Source organism: Faecalibacterium sp. AF28-13AC (assembly GCF_003478405.1).
GTDB classification, from domain to species: Bacteria; Bacillota; Clostridia; order Oscillospirales; family Ruminococcaceae; genus Faecalibacterium; species Faecalibacterium prausnitzii_E.
Window position 1 is genome coordinate 181481 of the sequence record NZ_QUFG01000001.1, and the last position, 21878, is coordinate 203358.

General features: G+C 63.0%; 19 protein-coding genes. All 19 read left to right on the top strand.

Features of this window, described 5'->3' with window-relative positions:
* Nucleotides 1–583: 583 nt before the first annotated feature.
* The 19 genes from infC to rpsU all read left to right on the top strand — a co-directional run bounded on the left by infC (nucleotide 584) and on the right by rpsU (nucleotide 21776).
* On the top strand, nucleotides 584–1135 hold the full coding sequence (gene infC / locus DWY95_RS00890) for a translation initiation factor IF-3 (RefSeq protein WP_081027701.1): 552 nt from the start codon (nucleotides 584–586) through the stop codon (nucleotides 1133–1135).
* Nucleotides 1136–1153: 18 nt separating this feature from the next.
* A complete protein-coding gene (rpmI, locus tag DWY95_RS00895) occupies nucleotides 1154–1357 on the top strand; it encodes a 50S ribosomal protein L35 (RefSeq protein ID WP_005928215.1) in 204 nt (67 codons plus the stop codon).
* 57 nt (nucleotides 1358–1414) lie between these two features.
* Nucleotides 1415–1765, top strand: coding sequence for a 50S ribosomal protein L20 (gene rplT, locus DWY95_RS00900; RefSeq protein WP_097792734.1), 351 nt, complete (start codon nucleotides 1415–1417; stop codon nucleotides 1763–1765).
* Nucleotides 1766–1844: 79 nt separating this feature from the next.
* Nucleotides 1845–2627, top strand: a complete 783-nt coding sequence (locus DWY95_RS00905) for an RNA methyltransferase (RefSeq protein ID WP_118551585.1) — start codon at nucleotides 1845–1847, stop codon at nucleotides 2625–2627.
* Entirely contained in the window at nucleotides 2624–3778 is a 1155-nt protein-coding gene (dprA, locus tag DWY95_RS00910) for a DNA-processing protein DprA (RefSeq protein WP_118551587.1), read from the top strand. Before DWY95_RS00905 ends, dprA begins: the two co-directional genes overlap by 4 nt.
* A gap of 127 nt (nucleotides 3779–3905) precedes the next feature.
* Complete coding sequence (gene topA / locus DWY95_RS00915) at nucleotides 3906–5990, top strand: type I DNA topoisomerase (RefSeq protein ID WP_118551589.1); 2085 nt, start codon at nucleotides 3906–3908, stop codon at nucleotides 5988–5990.
* A 122-nt stretch (nucleotides 5991–6112) separates the two neighbouring features.
* The gene (gene trmFO, locus DWY95_RS00920) at nucleotides 6113–7489 is read left to right on the top strand and encodes a methylenetetrahydrofolate--tRNA-(uracil(54)-C(5))-methyltransferase (FADH(2)-oxidizing) TrmFO (protein WP_118551591.1); all 1377 of its coding nucleotides are present in this window, start codon (nucleotides 6113–6115) and stop codon (nucleotides 7487–7489) included.
* Between the two features lie 109 nt (nucleotides 7490–7598).
* The gene (plsX, locus tag DWY95_RS00925) at nucleotides 7599–8609 is read left to right on the top strand and encodes a phosphate acyltransferase PlsX (RefSeq protein ID WP_118551593.1); all 1011 of its coding nucleotides are present in this window, start codon (nucleotides 7599–7601) and stop codon (nucleotides 8607–8609) included.
* Nucleotides 8610–8698: 89 nt separating this feature from the next.
* Nucleotides 8699–9373, top strand: a complete 675-nt coding sequence (gene rnc / locus DWY95_RS00930; RefSeq protein ID WP_097792728.1) for a ribonuclease III — start codon at nucleotides 8699–8701, stop codon at nucleotides 9371–9373.
* A gap of 4 nt (nucleotides 9374–9377) precedes the next feature.
* Nucleotides 9378–12935 (top strand): chromosome segregation protein SMC, encoded by a 3558-nt coding sequence (smc, locus tag DWY95_RS00935; protein ID WP_118551595.1) that lies wholly within the window; start codon nucleotides 9378–9380, stop codon nucleotides 12933–12935.
* Between the two features lie 403 nt (nucleotides 12936–13338).
* A complete protein-coding gene (gene ftsY / locus DWY95_RS00940) occupies nucleotides 13339–14280 on the top strand; it encodes a signal recognition particle-docking protein FtsY (protein WP_097792726.1) in 942 nt (313 codons plus the stop codon).
* A gap of 12 nt (nucleotides 14281–14292) precedes the next feature.
* Entirely contained in the window at nucleotides 14293–14931 is a 639-nt protein-coding gene (gene rdgB / locus DWY95_RS00945) for an RdgB/HAM1 family non-canonical purine NTP pyrophosphatase (RefSeq protein WP_097792725.1), read from the top strand.
* Nucleotides 14932–15126: 195 nt separating this feature from the next.
* Nucleotides 15127–15423, top strand: a complete 297-nt coding sequence (locus tag DWY95_RS00950) for a YhbY family RNA-binding protein (protein ID WP_005932885.1) — start codon at nucleotides 15127–15129, stop codon at nucleotides 15421–15423.
* The gene (nadD, locus tag DWY95_RS00955) at nucleotides 15420–16118 is read left to right on the top strand and encodes a nicotinate (nicotinamide) nucleotide adenylyltransferase (RefSeq protein ID WP_118551597.1); all 699 of its coding nucleotides are present in this window, start codon (nucleotides 15420–15422) and stop codon (nucleotides 16116–16118) included. The genes DWY95_RS00950 and nadD overlap by 4 nt, the downstream gene beginning before the upstream one ends.
* Complete coding sequence (gene yqeK / locus DWY95_RS00960) at nucleotides 16060–16644, top strand: bis(5'-nucleosyl)-tetraphosphatase (symmetrical) YqeK (RefSeq protein WP_118551599.1); 585 nt, start codon at nucleotides 16060–16062, stop codon at nucleotides 16642–16644. Before nadD ends, yqeK begins: the two co-directional genes overlap by 59 nt.
* A 118-nt stretch (nucleotides 16645–16762) precedes the next feature.
* Nucleotides 16763–18238 carry an LCP family protein gene (locus tag DWY95_RS00965; protein ID WP_118551601.1) on the top strand — a complete coding sequence of 492 codons (1476 nt, stop codon included), beginning with the start codon at nucleotides 16763–16765 and terminating at the stop codon, nucleotides 18236–18238.
* Nucleotides 18239–18264: 26 nt separating this feature from the next.
* Nucleotides 18265–18645: a ribosome silencing factor gene (rsfS, locus tag DWY95_RS00970; protein ID WP_097792721.1), complete on the top strand. Its 381-nt coding sequence runs from the start codon at nucleotides 18265–18267 to the stop codon at nucleotides 18643–18645.
* A gap of 153 nt (nucleotides 18646–18798) precedes the next feature.
* Entirely contained in the window at nucleotides 18799–21348 is a 2550-nt protein-coding gene (gene leuS / locus DWY95_RS00975; RefSeq protein ID WP_118551603.1) for a leucine--tRNA ligase, read from the top strand.
* Nucleotides 21349–21599: 251 nt separating this feature from the next.
* Nucleotides 21600–21776, top strand: a complete 177-nt coding sequence (gene rpsU / locus DWY95_RS00980) for a 30S ribosomal protein S21 (protein WP_005928271.1) — start codon at nucleotides 21600–21602, stop codon at nucleotides 21774–21776.
* The last annotated feature ends 102 nt before the right edge of the window (nucleotides 21777–21878 follow it).

Below are 21878 nucleotides of genomic sequence, written 5' to 3' on the forward strand. Positions count from 1 at the left end.
TCTCGCCTACGGCTCGCCAGCTCCCCTGGTAGGAAAGACTCCCTCCGGCCGGAGGGAGATGTCGCGAATAGCGACAGAGGGAGGACGACCACTGGCGAGTCGGTGATGGTCGTACTGGACGAGCAAAGTTTTTCGTATTCGTAAACGGCCGGGCTCCGCTGCCGAGATTCACGGTTGCTGGCTCAGCATCCCTGTTAGAGCGCAGTCCCGCAACTGCTGCCAAGGAGAACAGGGCCCGGCGCCTTGCGCCCGATTTGGCCTATGCGGATAGCAGGGCTTGCCCGGCCTGCCAAGGGCTCCCCTATCAGGGGAGCTGTCTGCGAAGCAGACTGAGAGGTTGGGATAATTTTCTGCAAAATCACATAAAAATGCTTGACAGGCTTTGCTGGGTGTGGTAAACTGTTCCGGTAAAGAAAGCAGCTACGGCCTGGCCGCGCTCGCCTTGTGAGGGACAACATCCTCCGGGCTATACGAAAAACCGGTTCGTTTTGTGCGAACTGCGCTTTTGAGTGAATTTTGCGCGGCTGTCCTGAAACATGGGCGGCCGCGTTTTCTATGCCAAATATTGCAACACTATGGATTATTGTTTGGAGGTGCATTCATTATCGCTACCGCTGGAAAGTCGAAGGAACTGGAGATCAACGGCCAGATCCGTGATCGTGAAGTTCGCCTGATCGGAGCAGACGGCGAGCAGAAGGGCGTTGTCACCATTCAGGTGGCCATGCGCGCTGCTGAGGAGGCCGGCCTCGATCTGGTCAAGATCGCACCGCAGGCTGTACCGCCTGTGTGCAAGGTGCTGGACTACGGCAAATACCGTTTTGAACAGCAGAAGAAGGAGAAGGAAGCCAAGAAGAACCAGAAGGTGGTCGAAGTCAAGGAGACCCGCCTCTCGCTCAACATTGACACCAACGACTTCAACACCAAAGTGAACCAGACCGCCAAGTTCCTGGCAGCCGGCCACAAGGTGAAGGCTTCGATCCGCTTCCGCGGCCGTGAGATGGCGCACAGCGCTCTGGGTGCTGACGTGCTGAAACGCTTTGCCGAGACTCTGCCCCAGGCAAGCATGGATAAGCCGCCGGTGCTTGAGGGCCGCACGATGTCCATTCTGCTGATCCCGAAACCCAATAAGGACTAATTTTAGGAGGAAACTAAAATGGCTAAGATGAAACTGAAGACGCACTCCGGCGCTAAGAAGCGCTTTAAGCTGACCAAGAACGGCAAGATCAAGCGCGGCCACGCATTCCGCAGCCACATCCTGACCAAGAAGACCACCAAGCTGACCCGTGGTTATCGTCAGCCCAGCTACGTTGATAAGACCAACGCAGCTACCATCAAGAGCATGCTGCCCTACGCCTGAGTAAGCGAGCCGCACGCACAACCAAGACATTGACAGAAACTAAAGGAGATATATAAAATGGCACGTATTAAGGGCGCTACGATGACTCACAAACGTCGCAAGAAGATGCTGAAGCTGGCAAAGGGCTTCTACGGCTGCAAGAGCAAGCACTTCAAGATGGCCAAGCAGCAGGTCATGAAGAGCGGCAACTACGCTCTGGCTGGCCGCCGCATGAAGAAGCGTCAGTTCCGCAACCTGTGGATCACCCGCATCAACAATGCGGTCCGTCCTCTGGGCATGAACTACTCTACCTTCATGGCTGGCCTGAAGAAGGCAGGCATCGAGCTGAACCGCAAGATGCTGAGCGAGATGGCCATCAACGATCCTCAGAGCTTTGCAGCTCTGGTCGAGACCGTCAAGAACGCCTAATAGAACTTGACAAAGACGCCCGCGCGTATGATTACGCGGGCGTCCTTTTTGTATCTTTCTGGATTCGGGAGGAGCCTGCATGGACGAAAAAATCACCAGCCGGGACAACGCGAAGATCAAATACGCCTGCCGCCTTTCTTCCAGCGCGGCCTTCCGCCGCAGCGAGGGGTGTTTTCTGGCCGAGGGGCGCAAGCTCTGCCCGGAGCTCTGCCGCGGGGCTGAGCTGGAAACGCTGTTCTACACCGGGGCCGCTGCCGAAAAATGCCCGGAGCTGCTCACGCTGCCCGGTGAACATTATCTGGTGGAGGACCATGTGGCGGACAAGCTCGCCGATGTGGGCACCCATCAGGGAGTGTTCGGCGTGTTCCGCACCCCGGTGCATACACTGGATGAGGTGCGCACCGGCGGGCGGTATCTGGCGCTGGAACGGGTGCAGGACCCCGGCAATGTTGGCACTCTGCTGCGCTCGGCGGCGGCATTCGGCTTTGATGGCGTCCTCCTGAGCGACGGCTGTGCATCTCCGTTTGCCCCCAAGACCCTGCGGGCCTCCATGGGCGCGGCGGTGCGGGTGCCGGTCATTGAGGCCGGAGCCCTGCCGGAGGCCATCGCAGCCCTGCGGGAAAAGGGCATCATCTGCCTTGCGGCGGCGCTGTACCAGTCCCAGCCGCTGAGCGCGGCGGCGTCCCGCTATCCGGGCGGCGTCTGCGTCGTCATCGGCAGCGAGGGCCAGGGCCTGACCGATGCGGCCATCGCCGCCTGCGACGGCACCGTCCGCATCCCGATGACCGACCGGGTCGAGAGCCTGAATGCGGGCATCGCGGGCAGCATCCTGCTGTGGCATTTCCGGGAGGAGAGCCTGTGAGCGGGCCGGACCCTGCCTGGGCTCAGACCAGCTTCTTCCCGCCCGAACCGGCCCCCGACCCGCTGCTCTGCTGGCTCTGGCTGGCCGGGACGCTGGGCGTCGGCAGCAGCCACAACGGCAGCGTTCTGGATGCGTTTGGCGGGGCGCAGGAGGCGTGGGAGCAGCGGGGGAGCGATGCGTTCCGCCGCGCGGCAGGGCCGGGGGCAGCGCAGCGGGCGCTCCTGCCCGACCACACGCCGGAGCATTACCGCGCCTTTGCGCGGCGGTGTGCGGCCCGGAATATCCGCATTCTGACCTATGAAGACCCGGACTATCCGCTGGCGCTGACCCGCATCCCGGATATGCCGCTGGTGCTCTACTGCACCGGGGACCCGGCTTGGCTCAACCAGCCCGGTACCGTGGGGATGGTGGGCAGCCGCAAGCCCACCGAGTACGGCCTGCAGGCCGCAGAGGACATCGGGCGGGGGTTGGCCAGAGCCGGTGCCATCGTGGTGAGCGGCCTGGCCGACGGCCTCGACAGCGCTGGGCACCGTGCCGCCGTGCGGGAAGACCGCCCCACCATCGGGGTGCTGGGCGTCCCGATCGACAAGACCTATCCCGCCACCAACCGGGAACTGCGCCGGAAGATCGAGGCCAACGGCTGCGTCATCAGCGAGTATCCGCCGGAGAGTGCAGCCATTGGCCGCGTGGGCTTTTTGCAGCGCAACCGGCTCATTGCGGCGCTGTCGATGGCGCTGGTGGTGGTGGAAGCCCAGGAAAAAAGCGGCACCATGTCCACGGTGGGCCATGCGGAGCGGTATGGCAAGCCGGTGTTTGCGGTGCCGGGCAGCATCTATTCGCCCAACTCCGCAGGCACCAACGGCCTGCTGCGGGAAGGGCGGGCAAAGGCCGTCTGCAAGGCGGAAGATTTGTTTGAGACGCTCCACCTGACCCCGGCTGCGCTCCGCCCGGCGGTGCCCCAACCGGCACCTGCCGCGATGAGCGAGACCGAGCGGAAGGTGCTGGCCTGCATCGGGGCCAAAGCGAAGGGCGTGGAGGAACTGGGCCTGCAAAGCGGCCTGCCCACTGCGCTGCTGCTGGGCACGCTCATGAAATTGGAGCTGACCGGCCGGGTGGCCTGCCTGCCGGGCAAACGGTATATTCTGCGCTAGGTGCGCACATGTTAAGTTGAGCATTCAAACCTCTCAGTCATCGCTGCGCGATGCCGGTGCCCCGGAGCGGGGAGCCTTTGGCAGGCCGGGCAGCAGATGGCAAGGTTTTTTATATAGGAGAGAAACTATGTCAAAACTGGTGATCGTGGAGTCGCCTGCAAAGGCGAAAACCATCGGCAAATATCTGGGCAGCGACTACGAGGTGACGGCCAGCATGGGCCACATCCGCGACCTGCCCGCCTCCCAGCTGGGCATTGATGTCGAGCACGGCTATACGCCGCAGTACATCAGCATCAAGGGCAAGGAAAAGCTCATCAAGGAGCTGAAGAGCAAGGCCAAACACTCCGACGGCGTCCTTCTCGCGACCGACCCGGACCGTGAGGGCGAAGCCATCAGCTGGCATCTGGCCAATATCCTGGGCCTGGACCCCCATGAGCCCAACCGCGTGACCTTCGACGAGATCACGAAAAAGGGTGTGCAGGAGGGCATGGCCCATCCCCGCGCCATCGACGAAGACCTGTTCAACGCCCAGCAGGCCCGCCGTGTGCTGGACCGTCTGGTGGGCTATAAGCTCAGCCCGTTCCTCTGGCGGAAGGTCCGCCGGGGCCTGTCGGCCGGCCGTGTCCAGAGCGTGGCCGTCCGCCTCATCGACGACCGCGAAAAGGAGATCGAGGGCTTCAAGCCCGAAGAATACTGGAATGTGGATGCCACCCTCGGCGTGGGGCACAAGAGCTTCACGGCCCGCCTGGCCTCCGACGACAAGGGCAAAAAGCTGCTGCCGCACACCGAGGCCGAGGCCCGCGCCATCGAAAAGGGGCTGGAAGGGGCCGAGTACACGGTGGGTGAGCTGAAAAAAGGCAAGCGCGCCAAGCAGCCCACCCCGGCGTTCATCACCAGTACCTTGCAGCAGGAGGCATCCCGCCGCCTGGGCTTTACGGCTACCCGCACCATGCGCGCGGCCCAGACGCTGTACGAAGGCGTGGACATCGCGGGCCACGGCACCATGGGTCTGATCACCTATATGCGTACCGACAGCCTGCGCATCTCCGACGAAGCGGTAAACGCAGCCAAGGAGTATATTGCGGGCGCTTATGGCGAACCGTATATCTGCCCCTATAAGCGCACCTGGAAGACCAAGAGCGCGACCGCTGCGCAGGACGCCCACGAAGCCATCCGCCCCTCGGTGCCGTCCCTGACGCCCGACGAGGTGGACAAGAGCATCAGCGGCGACACCGCCAAGCTCTACCGGATGATCTGGAGCCGCTTCATGGCCAGCCAGATGGCCGACTGCCAGCAGGACACCGTGTCCGTGACCGTGTATGCGGGCGGCTACCGGTTCAAGGCCAGCGGCTACACCGTCACCTTCGACGGCTTCACCGCCCTGTATGAGGAGGCCACGGACGAGAAGGAAAAGAAGGAAACCAGCCTGCCCCCGCTGGAGCAGGGCCAGGTGCTCAAGCTGCGGGAGCTGAAGAGCGAACAAAAGTTCACCCAGCCCCCCGCCCGCTACACCGAAGCCACCCTCATCAAGGCGCTGGAAGAAAACGGCATCGGCCGCCCCTCCACATATGCGCCCATCATCACCACCATCATCGACCGCGGCTATGTGGAGCGCGACCAGAAAAAGCTCAAGCCGACCCTGCTGGGCCGCGCCGTGGACGGCCTGATGCTGGAGCAGTTCCCCCACATCGTGGATGTGGACTTCTCCGCCGAGATGGAGAAGAACCTCGACAAGGTCGAGAGCGGCAAGGCCGACTGGCACAAGACCGTGGACGACTTCTATCAGGGCTTTGCAGCCAGCCTCGAACAGGCAGAAAAGAACATGGAAGGCAAGAAGGTCAAGGTGCCGGACGAGCCGTCCAGCGAGGTCTGCGACCTGTGCGGCCGTCCCATGGTCATCAAGGTGGGCAAGTACGGCAAGTTCCTGGCCTGCAGCGGCTTCCCGGAGTGCCGGGGCACCAAGCGCCTGGTCAAGGACACCGGCGGCATCTGCCCCAAGTGCGGCAAGGGCCGTATGCTGGAGCGCAAGAGCGCCAAGGGCCGCATCTACTACGGCTGCGAGCGCTACCCCGACTGCGATTTCATGACCTGGGATACCCCCGTCCCCACCAAGTGTGAAAAGTGCGGCTCCACCCTCTTCCGCAAGGGCTCCAAGCTCTACTGCGCCAAGGAGGGCTGCGGGTTCGAGATGCCGGTGCCGAAGAAGGAGTAAGACCAGCTCAGGCCGCTTCGCGTCCGGCTCTCCCAAAGGGCGGGCTTTTTCAGCGAGTACGATAAAGTTTTCCTCTTTGCCAAAAGGCAATAACGGAGAGTGCTTGATGAAAGGAAACATCAATGAGTCAATATCATGTAACAGTTTTAGGTGCCGGTCTGGCGGGCTGCGAGGCGGCGCTCTGGCTGGCGGGCAAGGGTGTGGACGTCACGCTCTGTGAGCAGAAGCCTACCCACTTTTCCCCGGCCCACAAGAGCGAAGGCTTTGCAGAGCTGATCTGCTCCAACAGCCTGAAAGCGGAGCGGCTGGATTCCGCTTCCGGCCTGCTGAAAGAGGAGATGCGCCGGATGGGCAGCCAGCTGCTGTCTGCCGCCGAGGAGGCCCGCGTGGCCGCCGGCGGCGCGCTGGCCGTGGACCGCGACGCCTTCAGCGCTGCCGTCACCCGCCGGGTGGAGCAGTGCCCGAACATCACCGTCCGGCGGGAGCGGGTGGAGCAGATCGACGAGAGCGCTCCCATCCTGGTGGCCACCGGCCCGCTGACCGACGGTGCGCTGGCCGACGAGATCGGCCGCCTGACCGGCGACGAGCGGCTGCATTTCTACGATGCTGTGGCCCCCATCGTCACGGCCGAAAGCCTGGACTACGACCGGGTCTTCGCCGCTTCCCGCTACGACCGGGGCGAGGCGGATTACCTGAACTGCCCGTTCAACAAGGCCGAGTACGAGGCATTCCATGCAGCGCTGGCGTCTGCCGAGCGCGCCCCGCTCCACGATTTTGACGCCGGTGCCGAGCAGGGAGCCGCGCCCGACCCGGATGCCCACGGCAAAAAGGCCGACACCGTCACGGTCTATGAGGGCTGTATGCCCATCGAGATCATGGCGGCCCGCGGTGCCGACACCATGCGGTTCGGCCCGCTGCGCCCGGTGGGTCTGGTGGACCCCAACACCGGCCACCGCCCCTGGGCGAACGTCCAGCTCCGCGCCGAGAACAAGGAGCGGACGCTGTACAATATCGTCGGCTTCCAGACGAATCTGAAGTGGGGCGAGCAGAAGCGGGTGTTCCGCATGATCCCCGGCCTCGAAAACGCCGAGTTCGTGCGGTACGGCGTCATGCACCGGAACACCTTCCTCGATGCGCCCCGTGTGCTGAACGCGGGCCTTTTCCTGAACGAGCACCCCAACGTCTTTTTTGCGGGCCAGATCACCGGTTTTGAGGGCTATATGGAAAGCGCCGCCTGCGGTCTGCTGGCGGCCCGCAGCCTGTATGCCCGCCTGACCGGCAGGCAGCTGCCCCCGCCCCCGGCGGACACCATGTGCGGTGCGCTGCTCCAGTATCTGACCACCGAGAACAAGCACTTCCAGCCGATGGGCGCGAATATGGGCATCCTGCCCCCGCTGCCCGCCGAGACCCGCCCGCGCGACAAGCGCCTGCGCTACATGGCTGTGGCCGAACGTGCCGTGGCCAGCTTCCAGCAGTGGCTGGACGAAACGTCTCTGTAAAAAAGAACCTCTCCGTCTGCTTCGCAGACAGCTCCCCTGTTAGGGGAGGTGGCATCGCGCAGCGATGACGGAGAGGCTGAACATCCCAGAAACAGAAGGGAGAATTACTATGAAGATCATCGTGGACATGATGGGCGGCGATAACGCCCCGCTGGCTGTGCTGGAAGGCGCAGCCGCAGCCGTCAAGGAGTATGGCGTCTCGCTCATCGGCGTGGGCAATGAGGAGCTGGTCCGCAAGACCGCCGCAGAGCACAACATCCCGTTGGACGGCATCGAGCTGGTGAACTGCACCGAGACCATCGAGATGTGCGATGAGCCTGCCCGTGCCATCCGCAGCAAGAAGGATTCCTCCATCGTCGTGGGCCTGAACCTGCTCAAGGAGGGCCGGGGCGACGCCTTTGTCTCTGCCGGCAGCACCGGCGCACTGCATGTGGGTGCCAGCCTCATCGTCCGCACCCTGAAGGGTGTCAAGCGCCCGGCGCTGGCCACCATGGTGCCCGCCAAAAAGCAGGCCTACCTGCTGCTGGACTGCGGCGCGAACGTTGAGTGCCGCCCTGAAATGCTGGCCGCATTCGCCGTCATGGGCAGCTGCTACGTGAACAGGGTCGAGGGCCGCACCTCGCCCAGCGTGGCGCTGGCGAACAACGGCGCAGAGGAGTCGAAGGGCACTCCGGTGCTCAGGGAGGCCCACCAGCTGCTCAAGACCACCCCCGGCATCCGCTTCGTGGGCAACATCGAGCCTCGCGACGTGCCGAATGGTGAGGTGGACGTCGTGGTCTGCGACGGCTTCACCGGCAACGTCATTCTCAAGCTGACCGAGGGCGTGGCCAAAATGCTGCTGGGGATGCTCAAGGAGATGTTCCTCCGGAACCTTGGCGGCAAGGTGGCCTATCTGCTGCTCAAGAGCGGCGTGTCCGATCTCAAGCACCAGATGGACAGCGAGGAGTACGGCGGCGCACCCTTCCTGGGTGCAAAGCAGCCGGTCATCAAGGCCCACGGCTCCTCCAAGGCCAAGGGCATCAAGAACGCCATCCGTCAGGCGAAGATCTGCGTGGAGAACGACCTGTGCGGCACCATGCAGAAGGCGCTGGATGACCTGAACGCCCCGGCTGCGGAATAAAAACAGTTTTGAGGATTATAGAACGGCATTGCGTCTGACCTGCGGAAGACCGCATCCGGCCGCAATGACATAAGGGAGATAGAGCATCTATGAGTCATCCACTCGAAACGATCATTGGCTACAAATTCAAGAACCCCAGGCTGCTGGAAACGGCGCTCACCCACACCAGCTACGCCAACGAGAGCCGTGCCCCGGTGCAGCACAATGAGCGGCTGGAATTTCTGGGCGACAGTGTGCTGCAGATCGTGTCGGCCGATTACCTGTTCCACGCCTACGCCGACCGCCCGGAGGGCGATTTGACCCGCATCCGCTCCAGCCTCGTCAGCGAGGGGGCGCTGTTCCAGTTCGCGCAGGAGATCAACCTGGGCGACTATCTGCGCCTGGGCCGCGGCGAGGAGCGCTGCGGCGGCCGCACCCGCCCCAGCGTCGTGTCCGATGCGTTCGAAGCCGTCATCGCGGCGCTGTATCTGGACGGCGGCATGGAGGTGGCCCGCAATTTCATCCTGCCCTTCATCACCGAGGGCAAACATGCCGAGGCCGACTACAAGACCCGTTTGCAGGAGATCGTCCAGCAGAACCCGGAGGAAAAGCTCAGCTACGTGGTCGAACAGGAGTCCGGCCCCGACCACGACAAACATTTTGTGGTGGCCGTGCGCTTCAACTCCGACAAGGTGGCCCGCGGCGAGGGCCGCAGCAAAAAAGTGGCAGAGCAGCATGCCGCCCGTGAGGCGCTCAAGCTGCTGGGAGTCATAAAGGAAAAGTAAGCGGATGGTATTTAAGGAACTGGAGATCCAGGGCTTCAAGAGCTTTCCCGATAAAGTCAAGATCACCTTTGGCGAGGGCGTCACCGGCGTCGTCGGGCCAAACGGCTCCGGCAAGTCGAATCTGTCGGACGCGGTGCGGTGGGTGCTGGGTGAGACCAGCGCCCGCCAGCTGCGCGCGGCGGGCAAGATGGAGGACGTCATCTTCGGCGGCACCCGCCGCCGGGGGGCCATGGGCTTTGCTCAGGTGCGCCTGACGCTGGACAACAGCGCCCACACGCTGGATCTGGACGCCGACGAAGCTGTCATCGGCCGCAGGTATTACCGCTCCGGCGAGAGCGAGTACAGCATCAACGGCCAGGTCTGCCGGTTGAAGGATGTCTATGAGCTGCTGCTGGACACCGGCATCGGGCGGGACGGCTATTCGGTCATCGGGCAGGGCCGCATCGCCGAGATCGTGGCTGCCAAGAGCACCGAGCGCCGGGAGATCTTTGAGGAAGCCTGCGGCATCGCCAAGTACCGCTACCGCAAAAACGAGGCCGAGCGCCGTCTGGCGGCAGCCGCGGAGAATCTGGAGCGCCTGCGGGACATCCTGGGCGAGCTGGAAGCCCGCGTCGGCCCACTGGAAAAGGAGAGCGCCAGGGCCGAGACCTTTCTTGCCCTGAGCGCGCAGCGCAAGACGCTGGAAGTCACGCTCTGGACCGACGGCGTCCACCGCGCCAGAGAGGCCGTCCGCCGCCAGGTGCGGGATCACGAGACGGCCCAGGCCGACTATGAACGCTTCGACCGGCAGGTCAAAGCCGCTGAGAGCGAGGCTGAGGAGATCCGGATGCAGGCACAACAGCTGACCATTGCGGTCGAGCGCCTGAATGGGGATATCCGCAGCATCACCGAGCAGATCAGCGGCAGCGAGAGCCGGATCGCCGTGCTGGAAAACGACATCGCCCGCAACGAGGAGAGCGCCGAAGAACTGCGGGCCGAGCTTGCCGCCGGTCAGCAGGACAGCACCGAAGCCGCCGCCGCATTGGAGCGCCACCGCGCAGTGGCCGCCTCCATGGAAGCCGCCGGGCAGCAGCTGGCCGCAGAACTGGCGGCACTGAACGAAGCACTGGACCGCCTGACCCACGACAACGACCGCAGCGGGGCACGGAAGGACAGCCTGCGGGCGGAGATCACGGCGCTGACAGCCCGGCGCACCGAGGCACAGGTGGCCAGAGCCGCCGCCGAGGCCGCTGCCGAAACGGCGAAGAGCCGCCTGCCTGCGTTGGAAGAAGCCGCCGGGGCGCTGACGGCCCAGCGGGACGACGCCAAGCAGGACCTTGCGGATACTGTGAAGTACCGCGCGATGCTGGCGGAGAACGAAACACAGCTGGCCAATGTCCGCGCGGGCCTGGAACTGAAGTACAAGGCCCGCCGCACCGCACTGGATGCCGCTGACGACGACGAGCAGAAGCTCAGCCGTGCACTGGATGCGGCCCGCCAGCGGCTCTCGGTGCTGCGGGAGCTGGAAAAGAACATGGACGGCTACCAGAACTCCGTCAAGACCGTCATGCGGGCCGCGTCGGCCCGGCGGCTGCGGGGCATCATCGGGCCGGTGTCCTCCATCCTGCGCGTGGAACCGGGCCGGGAGGTCGCCATCGAGACCGCACTGGGCGGTGCCTTGCAGAACATCGTGGTGGAGAACGAAGCCGCTGCCAAGGCGGGCATCGCCCTGCTGCGCAGCGAGAACGCGGGCCGCGCCACCTTCCTGCCGCTGGATACCGTCCAGCCCGGCGTGTTCCGGGGGCGGCTGACCGGTTCGGCACGGCTGGCTTCCAGTCTGGTGCAGGCCGATGCACGGTATGCCAACATCGTTTCCAATCTGCTGGGCCGGATCGTGGTGGTGGACGACATCAACGAGGCCTCCCGCGTGGCGCGGGACCTCGGCTACCACAATAAGGTCGTCACGCTGGACGGTCAGGTCGTCAACGCGGGCGGCAGCTTCACGGGCGGCAGCGTCCAGCGCAGTGCGGGCCTGTTCACCCGCAAACAGGAGCTGGAAGAGCTGCGGGTGAAGGCGGCAAAGCTGCAAAAGGACTGCCTTGCCGCGCAGGAGAAGACCGACCAGTGCAAGGCGCAGATGGATGCCGTTTCCGCCGAGCTGACCGCCGCGAACAGCGAACAGATCACGGCTGCGAACGACCGGGTCCGGGCCGAAGCGGAGCAGAAGCGGCTGGAAGCCGCCGTGGAGCAGGCCGAAACGGCCCTCGCCGCCCGCCGGAAGGAAATCGACACCCTCAACGCCCAGCGGACCGAAAGCCGCACCAGAGCGGCCGAGGCCGAGGGGCAGGAGGCGGAGTGCGCTGCGGCCCTTGCGGAAAAGTCGGCGGAACTCCAGCACATCACCGAGGGCGACGATGCCTTCCTGACCCGCCAGCGGGAGCTGGCCGACCAGCTCAGCGCCAAGCGGCTGGAACAGATCACCCGCCAGAAGGACGCCGAGCTGGCGCAGGCGCAGATCGCCGCGCTGGAACAGCGCACCAGAGACGCTGCTGCCCGCAAAGCATCGCTGGAAGAGAGCCTGACTGCGCTGGCCGATCGCAGTGCGGTCTGCCGGGCGGAGATCGAAGCCATCCGGAAGGCCAAGAGCGAGAGCGCAGAGCAGATCGCTGCGAAGGAAGCAGAGATCCGCCGGGCCACCGAGGAGCGCCTGACCCGCCAGAAGGCTGAGACCGAAGCGCTGGCCAGGGCCCGCGCCGCCGCCGATGAGCGCGAGGAGATGAGCCGGGAGATGGCCCGTCTGGCCGAGCGGAAAGCGGCAGCGGAGAGCGAGTACGATGCCACCGCCGCCAAGCTCTGGGATGAATACCAGCTGACCGTCTCGCAGGCCGAAGCGCTCTGTGTGGACTTCGACAGCCTGCCTGCCCTGCGGGCGCAGGCGGCCGAGGTGCGAAACAAGATCCGTGCGCTGGGCAGCGTGAACGTCCGCGCCATTGAGGAGTATCGGGAAGTCAAGGCCCGGTACGACACCCTGCGGGTGCAGGTGGCGGATGTGGAGGGCAGCCGGAACGAGCTGAGCCGGATGATCGCGCAGCTGTCGCGCCAGATGCGGGAGATCTTCACCGACAGCTTCCGCGCCATCAACGAAAACTTTGGCCGCATCTTTGCCGAGCTGTTCGGCGGCGGCGAAGCCAGCCTGGTGCTGGAAGATGAATCGGACGTGCTGGGTTGCGGCATCGGCATCCGGGTCGCACCACCGGGCAAGGTCATCAAGAATCTGGAAGCCCTTTCGGGCGGCGAGCAGGCGCTGGTGGCCATCAGCATCTATTTTGCAATCCTGGCCGTCAACCCCGCGCCCTTCTGCATCCTCGATGAGATCGAAGCCGCGCTGGACGACGCCAACGTCAGCCGCTTTGCACAGTACCTCCGCCGCGTGAGCGACCGGACGCAGTTCATCGTCATCACCCACCGCCGGGGCACCATGGAGGCCGCCAATGTCCTTTATGGCGTCACCATGCAGGAGGACGGCGTGTCAAAGCTGCTCAAACTCGACCTCGAACAGGTTGACGCGACACTGGTTTCGTAGGTATAATAAAAAGAGGAACCTCTCAGTAAAAGGGAGAAACCTCTCAGTCATCGCTTCGCGATGCCAGCTCCCCTGATAGGGGAGCCACTGGCGAGTCGGGAGTGGCTGTGCTGGACGAGCAAAGTTTTCTGTAATCGGGAACGGCTGGGCTCCGCTGTCTCGATTCACGACTACTTACCAAGCGCCTTTTGTTAGGGCGTATTCCCGCAGCCGCTGTCCGTTCGGACAGGGCCAGCCGCCTTGCGCCCGATTGGTGCCAAGCGAACAGCAGGGCCTGCCCGTTCTGCCAAGGGCTCCCCTACCAGGGGAGCTGGCGAGCCGTAGGCGAGACTGAGAGGTTGTACGAAGGAACCCCTGCCCTTGAAAGAGGTCGCACGGAGAAAAACGTAGGAGAAAAGCCGATATGGGACTTTTTGGATTTGGTAAAAAAGAAAAAGACAAGATGAAAGATGGCCTCGAAAAGACCCGCACGGGCTTTTGGGGCAATATCCTGAACACACTCACCGGCAGCAAGATCGACGATGACCTTTACGATGAGTTGGAAGAACAGCTCATCCTGGCCGATGTCGGCGGCGAAGTGGCGATCAAACTGGTGGACAAGCTCCGCGACCGCGTGAACGAAAAGGGCCTGAAGACCGGTGAGCAGGCAGCGGACGAGCTGCGTGAGCTCATCGCGGACGAGATGCGCCCCGAAGCGGAGATGCAGCTGGACGGCCACCCCGCCGTCATTCTGGTCATCGGCGTCAACGGCGTGGGCAAGACCACGAGCATCGCAAAGCTGGCCGACTATTACACCCGTCAGGGCCGCAGGGTCATGCTGGCCGCAGGCGATACCTTCCGTGCCGCCGCCAGCGAGCAGCTGGAGATCTGGGCCGACCGCGCCGGGGTCCCGCTGGTCAAGGCCGGTGAGGGGGCCGACCCCGCCGCCGTCATCTTTGACACGGTGAAGTCTGCCACCGCCCGCGGCTATGACATGGTCATTGCCGACACCGCCGGGCGCCTGCACAACAAGGCGAACCTGATGGGCGAGCTGGCCAAGATCAGCCGCAGCGTCAAAAAAGCGGCCCCCGATGCCAGCCTGGAGACCCTGCTGGTGCTGGATGCCATCACGGGCCAGAACGCCATCAGCCAGGCAAAAGAGTTCTGCAAGGCGGCCAGCGCCACCGGCATCATCCTGACCAAGCTCGACGGCACCGCCAAGGGCGGCTGCGTCGTGGCGGTCAAGCAGCGGCTCGGCCTGCCGGTGCGGTTCATCGGCGTGGGCGAGGGCATCGACGACCTCATTCCCTTCACCCCGGAAGGCTTTGTGGAGGAGCTCATCCCCCGCACCGGCTGGAAGCACTGAGGAGGTACACCCATGAAAATTTGTGCAGCGACCGGCAACGCCGGAAAGCTCCGCGAACTGCGGCGCATCCTTGAAGCCCAGGGCCACGAAGTGGTCAGCCAGAAAGAGCTGGGCATCACCATCGAGCCGGACGAGACCGGCACCACCTTTGCGGAAAATGCCCTCATCAAGGCCGAGACCATCTGCAAGGCCAGCGGTCTGCCCACCATCGCCGATGACTCCGGCCTGTGCGTGGAGGCACTGAACGGTGCCCCCGGCGTCTACAGCGCCCGCTATTGCGGCCGCCACGGCGACGACGAGGCCAACAACGATAAACTGCTGGAAGCGATGAAGGACATCCCGGCGGGGCAGCGCGGCGCAAAGTTCGTGGCGGCGGTCTGCTTCATCCTGCCCGATGGTCGGCATCTGACCTGCGTGGGCGAGTGCCCCGGCAGCGTGGCATTTGCGCGGCTGGCAGGGGACTACGGCTTCGGCTACGACCCGCTGTTCATCCCCGCCGACTGCGGCGTGGGCAAAACGGGCAGACGCCCCAACACCGAGGGCCGCAGCTATGCGCAGCTGACCCCCGACGAAAAGGACGCCATCAGCCACCGCGGCAACGCGCTGGCCGAGATGGAACAGAAACTGCCGGGATTTCTGGCAGAACGATGAACCAAATACTCTGTACAACCTCTCCGTCATTGCTCACGCAATGCCACCTCCCCTTGTAGGGGAGGCTCTGGCGAAAAGATGGAGTGTTCCGTACTGCCAAGGGCTCTCCTACAAGGAGAGCTGTCGAACGAAGTGAGACGGAGAGGTTGTACGGAGAAGACCGTATCAACATCAAGATCGAAGGAGAAACTAACTATGCTGACGAGCAAACAGCGCGCGATCCTGCGCGGCAAGGCAAACACCATGGACCCCGTTTTCATTGTGGGCAAGGGCGAGATCGACGAGACCATGATCCAGGGCGTGAAGGACTGCCTCGACGCCCGCGAACTCATTAAGCTGAAGGTGTTGGAAAGCAGCATGTACAATGCCCGCGAGGCTTCCGTCAAGCTGGCCGAGGCCACCGGCGCAGACTGTGTGCAGGTCATCGGCTCCAAGTTCGTGCTCTATCTGCAAAAGAAGAAGGACAGCGCCTACGCTGACCTGCTGAAATGAAAGTCCTGCTGTACGGCGGCAGCTTCGACCCGCCCCACAACGGCCACCTGAACAATCTGCGGGCAGCGGCGGCGCGGGTCCGGCCGGACCGGATCGTGGTCATGCCCGCCGGAATGTCCCCGTTCAAGCGGGGGACGAACGCTTCCGGTGCGCTGCGGCTGGAGATGTGCGGCTGTTTTTCCGCGCTGGCGGAGGAGGGCGGCTTCCCGGCTCTGACCGTGAGCGGCTGGGAGGTGCAGCAGGCTGCGCAGGGGAGGCGGAACTACACCGTCCTCACGCTGGAGATGCTGGCGGCAGGATTCCCCGGCGCAGAGCTTTATCTCGCCATCGGCAGCGATATGCTGCTGAGCTTTGACGGCTGGTACCGCTGGCAGGACATCCTCAGACTGGCCCGCCTCGTGGTCACGAGCCGGAACGTCGGCGACGACCCGCTCCTCCACGAAAAGGCAAAGCAGCTGGACGCCACCGGGGCCCGCATCCTGTTCGCGCCGGTGGAAGCGCTCCCCATGGCGAGCAGCGCCCTGCGCGCCCGCCTTGCCGCCGGGGAACGCTGTGAAAACGAACTCCCGCCCCTGGTGCGCCGTGTCATCCAGCGCGAGGGGCTGTACCGGGAAACAAAAGGAGACGAAGATCGGAATGACTCTGAAACAGGCAAAAGAGCTTGTGCGCAGCCGCCTGAGCGATCAGCGCTATGAGCACACCCTGAACGTGAAGAAAATGGCCGTCAAGCTGGCGAAGCGCTACGGGGCCGACGAAGAGCAGGCCGCGCTGGCGGCGTTGCTGCACGATGCGGCCAAGGAGATCTCCAAGGACGAGATGCGGGCCATCATGCGGGCGTACCCCGAATACGCCGAGGGCGGCGAAGAGCGCCCGACCCCGGTGTGGCACGGCATCTGTGCCGCCATCCTGGCCCGCACCGAGTGGGGCGTGGAGGATGAGGCCGTTCTCTCGGCCATTGCCTGCCACACGGCGGGCAAGCCGGGCATGAGCAGGCTGGATAAGATCCTCTATCTGGCCGATATGACCAGCGCCGAGCGGGACTGGTCGGGCGTGAACAAGCTGCGCAAGCTGGAACGGAACGATCTGGATGCAGCCATGCTGGTGGCCCTCAAGCAGACGAACGACTTCGTGCTGTCTCAGGGCAAGCCGCTCGACCCCATGTCCAAGGCCGCTTACGAGGACATTCACGCGCAGGTGGAGGCCCGTGCCGGAACGACTTGAGATCTGTCCGGCTGACCGGAAATGAAAACCGATTGCAGATTGTGGGGAAGGATGCTATACTAAAGGGTATCATGAACGTGAACCGACCCCGAATGAAAAAGCTGGAGGAAATCTAGGAATGAGTCAAGCTCCGCGCCGCATCAACACCCAACGTTCGCTGAACCGCCCGACGGAACAGCGGCCGACGGAGGCTCCTGCCTCCCGCCCGGCTCCGCTGCAGGGCCAGCCGGATTTCTTCGAAGAGCCGTCTGTACCGCATCCGGAGCAGAGGCCCCGTCCGGCTGCCCCGGCGCATCCGGCTCCGGCAGCAGGCACCGGTGGAAACGGCGGCAGAACCCCGCCGCCCCGCCGGGGCGGTGCCCATGCGGCTCCCAGTGAGCCGCCCCGCCGCCGCAGCGCCAAGCCCAGAAAGAAGAAAAAAAGAGCCCCCATGTGGCTTCCGCTGGCCGTGACGCTGGCGGTGCTGGCCGTCCTTTCGGGCGTCGTGGTCTATGCGGCCGGCATGATAAACCGGGTGGAGGAGAACCTGAAGCCGGAGGAGAACGCTGCTTCGCTGGTGGAGGAGATCCAGACGCTGGAGGAGTACAAGGGCGATGTGGTCAACATCCTCGTCTGCGGCATCGACTACGAGGACGGCCGCGGCTATTCTTCCGATGGCACCAACGACGGCATGACGGATATGATCCTGTACTGCCAGTTCGACATCAAGGGCGGTGCGCTCCGGATGCTGCAGATCCCCCGCAACAGTCTGGTGGCGACCAAAAGCCGGAAGATCACCCTCTCCAACGGCAAGACCTATTCCGCCTCGAACTACCAGATCAACTCGGTGGCTCTCTCCAACGGCGGCAATGTGGCGGCTCTGGCAGAGGTCATCTACGACCAGTACAAGCTCCCCATCGACTACTATGTCACCATCGACATGCAGGCGCTGGTGGAAATGGTGGATAACTTCGGCGGCATCGAGGTCTATATCCCCCACGACATGTCCTTTGCAGGCAGTGCCCTGAAGCAGGGCTACCGCAATCTGGATGGCGCATCGGCCGAGTTCTTCGTCCGCTGCCGCCACGGCGAGGGCTACTCCAACTCCGATATCGACCGCCTGAACATGCAGCGCTATTTCTACGCCGGCCTGTTCAAGCGGGTGCGCAGCATGGGCGTGACCGACGTCATCAACCAGCTGCCCCTGATCTTCAACAATTATATCCACACCGACATGGATCTGACCACCATCGCCAAGATGCTGGTCTCCTTTACCCGGATCGACAGCGCCAACATCATGCTGGCCCAGACGCCGGTGTTCATGGGCGTACCCAATGTCGGCAAGACCGACAGCTTTGACGGCTACTCCTGCGTGGTGCCGGATGCCGGTTCCATCGCAGAGCTGCTCAACACCTACTTCCGCAATTATACCGGCCCCGTCAGCGCCGAGGAGCTCAACCTTGTGACCAACGACTGGCCCCACGGCACGGCTTCCACCAGCGCCAACGTCCAGTTCGTGGGCCAGCTCGACAAAGAGTCGGATGACGCCATCCTCAGCGGCGACACCGACGTGGCGGGTGCCACCACGACCGACGGCCAGGCGGCCGGGCAGTAACGCAAACAACAGATAGGAGAAATCAGATGGAGAACAACATCGACAGCAAGTCTCTTGCCATTGAGATCGCAAAGATCCTGGATCAGAAAAAGGCACAGGATGTCCGGGTGCTCAAGGTCGAGAGCCTGACCGTCCTCACCGACTACTTCGTCATCGCCTCCGGCACCTCCACCACGCAGGTGGGGTCGCTGGCCGACGAGGTGGAGTTCGCGCTTTCCCAGAAGGGCATCGAGCCCATCAGCACCGAGGGCTTTGACTCCAAGAACTGGGTCCTGCTGGACTACTCGAATGTCATCGTGCATGTGTTTGTGCCCAACACCCGCACCTATTACGATCTGGAGCACCTGTGGGCCGACGGCGAGCCCATCGACATCTCGGAGTATCTGACGCCGGATCACAGCCTGTAAGGGAACATATCCCGGCCCGATGTTTTTTCGGATGCCCTCTCAGCCCTGCTTCCGCAATGACGGAGAGGTTGTATCGAGAAACACCGGACAATGACCGGGATTGTCATAAAAGAATCTTTGGTAGTGAAGAAAAGTCTGGAGCTGATTACAACAATGAAGTATGATTACAAGGCCGTTGAGGCCAAGTGGCAGAAGGTGTGGGAGGACGAAAAGACCTTCCACGCCGAGATCGACCACAGCAAGCCCAAGTTCTACGCCCTCGTCGAGTTCCCGTATCCTTCGGGTGCGGGCCTGCATGTGGGCCACCCCCGCAGCTATACGGCACTGGACGTGGTGAGCCGGAAGCGCCGCCAGAACGGCTACAACGTGCTCTACCCGATGGGCTGGGATGCCTTTGGCCTGCCCACCGAGAACTTCGCCATGAAGAACCACATCCACCCGGCCATCGTCACCAAGAAGAACGTGGATCATTTCCGTGAGCAGCTCAAGGCTCTGGGCTTCTCCTTCGACTGGGACCGCGAGATCAACACCACCGACCCCGAATACTACAAGTGGACCCAGTGGATCTTCTTGCAGCTGTACAAGCACGGTCTGGCCTACAAGAAGGAAATGAACGTCAACTGGTGCACCGGCTGCAAGTGCGTCCTGGCCAACGAAGAAGTGGTCAACGGCGTGTGCGAGCGCTGCGGCAGCGAGGTCGTCCACCGCGTCAAGAGCCAGTGGATGCTGAAGATCACGGCATATGCCGACAAGCTCATCGACGGTCTGGACGGACTGGATTACATCGAGCGCGTCGCCACCCAGCAGAAGAACTGGATCGGCCGCAGCCACGGCGCAGAGGTCAACTTCGGCACCACCGCAGGTGATACCCTGACCGTTTACACCACCCGCTGCGACACCCTGTTCGGTGCCACCTACATGGTCGTCTCCCCGGAGCATGCCATGGTCAAGCAGTGGCTGGACAACGGCACCATTCGGAATGCAGAGGCCGTCAAGGCATATCAGGCCGAAGCTGCCCGCAAGAGCGACTTTGAGCGCAGCGAGCTGAACAAGGAGAAGACCGGCGTGAAGCTGGAGGGCGTCATGGGCATCAACCCCGTGAACGACAAGGAGATCCCCATCTTCATCTCTGACTATGTTCTGGCCACCTACGGCACCGGTGCCATCATGGCCGTGCCTGCCCACGATACCCGCGACTGGGAGTTCGCAAAGAAGTTCGGTCTGCCCATCATTGAAGTCGTCAAGGGCAATACCCCGTCGAATCTGGACGAGGCCGCCTTTACCGATGTGGCCACCGGCACCCTCGTCAACTCCGGCTTCCTGGACGGCCTGTCCGTCGCCGACGCCAAGAAAAAGATGGTCGAGTGGCTGGAGAGCAGCGGCAAGGGCAAGGATAAGGTCAACTACAAGCTGCGCGACTGGGTGTTCAGCCGTCAGCGCTACTGGGGCGAACCCATCCCCATGGTCAAGTGCGAGAAGTGCGGCTGGCAGCCCCTGCCCGAAAGCAGCCTGCCCCTGACGCTGCCCGACATCACCGACTTTGAGCCGGGCCCCGACGGCGAATCCCCGCTGGCCCGCCACACCGACTGGGTCAAGACCACCTGCCCCTGCTGCGGCGGCCCCGCGACCCGCGAGACCGACACCATGCCCCAGTGGGCCGGTTCCTCCTGGTACTTCCTGCGCTACATGGACCCGCACTGCAAGGACGCCCTCGCTTCCAAGGAGGCGCTGGAGTACTGGTCCCCGGTCGACTGGTACAACGGCGGCATGGAGCATACCACCCTGCATCTGCTGTACAGCCGGTTCTGGCATAAGTTCCTGTACGACATCGGCGTCGTGCCCTCTCCGGAACCCTACCAGAAGCGCACCGCCCACGGCATGATCCTGGGCCTGAACCCCCACAGCTTCGTCAACCTGCCCGCAGAGGAGCAGGAAAAGCTGCTGAAGAAATACGGCAGCCAGAAGGCAGCGGAGAAGGCGCTGGAAGAGAAATACGGTGAGATGGCCCGCCACCCCATCGTCAAGATGTCCAAGAGCCTGGGCAACGTCATCAACCCGGACGAGGTCGTGGATACCTACGGTGCCGACACCATGCGTCTGTATGAGATGTTCATGGGCGACTTCGAGCAGGCAGCTCCCTGGCAGACCTCTGCCATTGCAGGCTGCAACCGCTTCCTGGACCGCGTGTGGGCACTGTCCGACAAGCTGGTCGAGGGTGAGGGCTATCGCCCGCAGGTCGAGACCCTGATGCACCAGACCATCAAGAAGGTCGGCGCGGACATCGAGGGCCTGAAGATGAACACCGCCATTGCACAGCTGATGACGCTGGTCAACACCCTGTACGACAACGGCGGTGCCACCAAGGCCGAGTATGAGACCGTCGTTCAGCTGCTGAACCCGTTTGCTCCCCACATGACCGAGGAGCTGTGGGAGAAGCTGGGCCACAGCCACGACGAGCAGCTGGCCTATTACCCCTGGCCCCAGTACGAGGAGGCCAAGTGCGTGGAGGCCATGGTCGAGATCGCAGTGCAGGTCAACGGCAAGGTCAAGGCCCGCCTGAAGGTCGCAGCCGACATCACCAGCGAGGATGCCATTGCAGCCGCAAAGGCTGAGCCTGCTGTGGCCGAAGCTCTGGCCGGCAAGACCATCGCCAAGGAGATCTACGTCAAGGGCCGTCTGGTCAACCTGGCCGTCAAGGGCTGATAACCTCTCAGTCTCGCTTGCGCTCGACAGCTCTCCTAATAGGAGAGCCTCTGGCGTATACATCAAGCTGTGCCCGGCTGCCAAGGCCTCCCCTCCGCAGGGGAGGTGGCAGTGCGAAGCACTGACGGAGAGGTTTTCGAAAAAACTTTCAAAAAAAGGTTGACGAACGCATGAAAATGCGCTATACTGTCTACTGTTAGTTACCATGTAACAACGAAATTCCTGCCTCACGGTCCAAGGGAGGGAATAAGATGTCGGAAATTCGTGTTAAAGAGGGCGAGTCGCTGGAAAGCGCACTGCGTCGCTTCAAGCGGAGCACTGCTCGCAGCGGTGTGCTCGCAGAGGTCCGTAAGCGCGAGGCTTACGAGAAGCCGTCTGTTAAGCGCAAGAAGAAGTCTGAAGCAGCCCGCAAGCGTAAGTTCAAGTAATTAACTGCTTGAAATCGCTGGTTGTTCAGATTTCAAACGTGTTGCTAACGCTGATGTAGGAGAGCCTGAGAGTTTCAGGCTCTCCTATTTTCATTTTGTGAT